General features: G+C 40.6%; 3 protein-coding genes and 1 pseudogene. All 4 read right to left on the reverse strand.

Features of this window, described 5'->3' with window-relative positions; all coding sequences use genetic code 11:
• Window positions 1–262, reverse strand: a pseudogene (locus tag Q0191_RS09255) (lantibiotic ABC transporter permease); the annotation flags it as partial.
• Window positions 262–1050, reverse strand: coding sequence for a lantibiotic ABC transporter permease (locus tag Q0191_RS09260; protein ID WP_297665873.1), 789 nt, complete (start codon window positions 1048–1050; stop codon window positions 262–264). The gene Q0191_RS09260 and the pseudogene Q0191_RS09255, both read right to left, overlap by 1 nt.
• Window position 1051: 1 nt before the next feature.
• The gene (locus tag Q0191_RS09265) at window positions 1052–1759 is read right to left on the reverse strand and encodes an ABC transporter ATP-binding protein (RefSeq protein ID WP_297665875.1); all 708 of its coding nucleotides are present in this window, start codon (window positions 1757–1759) and stop codon (window positions 1052–1054) included.
• Window positions 1760–1893: 134 nt separating this feature from the next.
• Window positions 1894–2820 carry a hypothetical protein gene (locus tag Q0191_RS09270; RefSeq protein ID WP_297665877.1) on the reverse strand — a complete coding sequence of 309 codons (927 nt, stop codon included), beginning with the start codon at window positions 2818–2820 and terminating at the stop codon, window positions 1894–1896.
• Window positions 2821–3096: the final 276 nt, after the last annotated feature.

The following is a 3096-nucleotide window of genomic DNA, read 5'->3' on the forward strand; positions in this document are numbered from 1 at the left end:
CGGTTAGAAAATTCGTTCGCATCCCAGACTTGACAAACTCCTGGGCAAAATAGAGGGAAGTAAAGATGACGATGACAGGCTGTGCCAGATAGAGGGCATGCAAAGCCTCACTCAGAGCCTTTGTCTGTCCAACTGCTGTTTGACTGTAGTCAAGATTCATCAGAAAAAATGGAACGATTACCAGAGCCACCAAGGCTGCACCAAGAGCGAGATAGTAAGAACGGAACTTAATCCATTCGCTTCTAAGTAGAGCTTTTATCATCAGTATCGCCCTCCTAAATCCGTCTTCAAAAAGCGCAGAGAGGTCATACCGCCGATGACTAGTAACCATGCACCAAGTATCAACAGCCCTTGCAAGGGATTGTTGGTATATTGGGAAGTTGGCGTTGCCGCAAACAATTCTCCTGCTGGCTGTGGCAAATAAGCCCCCCAACTCGTGTGAGCTGCCAGATAGTTTCCTAAATTATAGATTTGGGGTACGAGAAAAAGCAGAGGAACTAGCATGGTCCGAGCCAATAAACCTAACAAAAATGAAAGGATTCCCAATAGGGTTAGAGATAAGGTTTTCCACAAAAGCAGACTCCAAGCTGCATGATTGAGCATAATCGGATCAAGCCCTTCCCTTCCTAAAGCCAGATGCATAACCATATAACTAAAGTAAATCGATAAAAAGCTAGTGGCAAGAGAAAAACAAGTAAAGGTCATGAGTTTCCCCACAAGCAACTTCAGGCGGTTATTACAGGATAAAAGACTGGTTCTCAAGCTATGGGACTGAAATTCCATAGCCCCCAAAATTCCAGCTAAGATGACTAAAACCATGCCTGCCATAGAAGCCCCATTGAGGCCTAGATATTCCAGCGGGTCAATGGCTTCTGCCAGACCGGGAACCGTCTCAGGTGTGGCATCCAAGCCGACAGATAAATACTGTCGGCCCTCCAGCCAGGATACGGCAGGCACCAAGAGCAGCATGAAGGCCATACTCACTCTGAAAGCCTTGGTTGAGCAAATTTTCAACCATTCCGAATGCAATAAGGACATCGTTTCTTTCATCTTAAACCTCCTCTGTCAAATCAAAGAAGAGATCTTCTAGACTGTCTGAATCTTGCAGCACCTCTTCCAATCGTCCCTGCTCAATAATGCGCCCATGATGAATCAAGACCACATCATCTGTCACCATTTGCACCTCTGACAGGATGTGGGAAGATAGAAGTACCGTTTTCCCTAAATCAGCCTGCTGACGGATGAACTTTCTAAACCACTTAATCCCACTTGGATCCAGTCCATTGGTCGGCTCATCTAATATAAGAAACTGAGGATCACCCAGCAAAGCTGCTGCTAAACCCAACCGCTGACCTTCCCCCAGAGACAGGCTTGACAAGAGGTCCTTCCTCTTATGAGCGATTCCAGTCATCTCCAAAACCTCATCGATCCGAGACTTGGGAATAGCATTACTCGCCGCAATAATTCTCAAGTGGTCATAGACCTTTCGATTTGGCAGACCGCCAATGCCGTCAAAGGCTGCACCTACCGTTCTGAGCGGATAAGTCATTGACTGATAGGTTCTCCCATCAAAAGTCGCAGTTCCTGCTGTCGCCCGATCTAACCCCAAGAGAATCCTCAAGGTCGAGCTTTTACCAGCACCATTTGGGCCCAGAAAAGCTGTAATCCGACCGCTTCTAGCTGTAAAAGAAATATCTTTTAAAATCTGCTTGCTGCCATGCTTTTTGCAGACTTCTTCTATTTTTACCATATGTTCCATACTGAACTCCTTTTGTTTTTCTTTAGTATACAAGGACAAGTTCAGAGAAAGTTCAGACAAGAAAAGAAACTTGCCTTGCGACAAGTTTCTTTTCTATACTTTCAGTTTTCTCAATATGAATTTCTTTTCTTGACTTACTCACTTAGCTCACCACCCTTTCCATTATAGTATTGTTTAAAATCTTTATAAGAGTGTATCTCATGTTCTTGACCATCTACAGAATAGTCAGCTTTGATTTTAACCCCAGACAAAGTTTCCTCTCCCTTAGGCGCAAACCAATGAAGGAGTGTGTCGAAGACCTCGGCATTCCCCATTCGATCATAGCGCATGGATAACTTTTCATCTCCTTTAATTATCCCCTTTTCTATGTTAGGGAATATACTGAACAAGTTGATGTTAGAATCAGGTTTCCCATTACTAGCGTTAGTAATACTTCGATAATTAGCTGAATAGTAATATCCTCGATTAGAGATACAATCAATTAGATTTGTTAAAGAAAGTGTAACATTATCTAGGTCCTCTGTACTAGGAATTTTATCTGAATCAGTCGGACTATAATAGTCTTCCTTTCCTAGATTATAGTAAAGCTTTTCCACTTCAGAGATGGGTTTTCCAGCTTCTAACACCTCAATATAAATAGTGTCCTTATAGGCTGGTCCTCCAAATGTAGGAAGCCCAATACGTATAACTTCATTTTTTTTATTCTTTTTACGAACTTTTTCTAACACATTGACCGTAGAGGCTTTCTGAGTATCTAAATCATAGTAAGAAAAACTAATAAATTCTGTATTTGTGTTCTTAGAATCTTTCAATTCTCTTTCCTTGTAGCTTCTGCCAAAAAGATACCGTCCTCCAACTAAAACTGTATCAGCACCAGAAAGAATGTATTTCTTTTCATCCCCTAGCACTTTAATTTTATTTATATCTAATTCATTTGCTGATTTAATAATTTTGGGTTCAGATTCTTTTTCTGAAGAGCGCTGATGATAAAAATGAACGACTCCAAGAACTATGAAAGAAATTGTTACAATCAACCCAATCCAATATCTATATCTCATCATCTCACCCCTTATATCAAAATGTTGTATTAGAGCCTACTAAATTTGAAAAATACTTAGAATCCGTCGTTTGCCAATCAGTATAAGAGAAACTTTCTATTTTAGATAAACTCTGCAATCCGTCATGTACACCCTGAAAACTAATTTCTTTCTTACTTTTATCACTAACAATATGATTACAATTAACTTGAAATAATTCCTTCACATTAAAAAGTCTTACAACAAGCTTCTTTTCTCATTTTTCAACTGTATCCCAGAGCTGGCGGATGCTTTTTTTAT

Source organism: uncultured Streptococcus sp., assembly GCF_938036805.1.
In the GTDB taxonomy this organism is placed as follows: domain Bacteria; phylum Bacillota; class Bacilli; order Lactobacillales; family Streptococcaceae; genus Streptococcus.

Coding starts and splice junctions, on each gene's coding strand:
- Q0191_RS09270 (WP_297665877.1), bottom strand. CDS start 2,820: ATGATGAGATATAGATATTGGATTGGGTTGATTGTAACAATTTCTTTC.
- Q0191_RS09260 (WP_297665873.1), bottom strand. CDS start 1,050: ATGAAAGAAACGATGTCCTTATTGCATTCGGAATGGTTGAAAATTTGC.
- Q0191_RS09265 (WP_297665875.1), bottom strand. CDS start 1,759: ATGGAACATATGGTAAAAATAGAAGAAGTCTGCAAAAAGCATGGCAGC.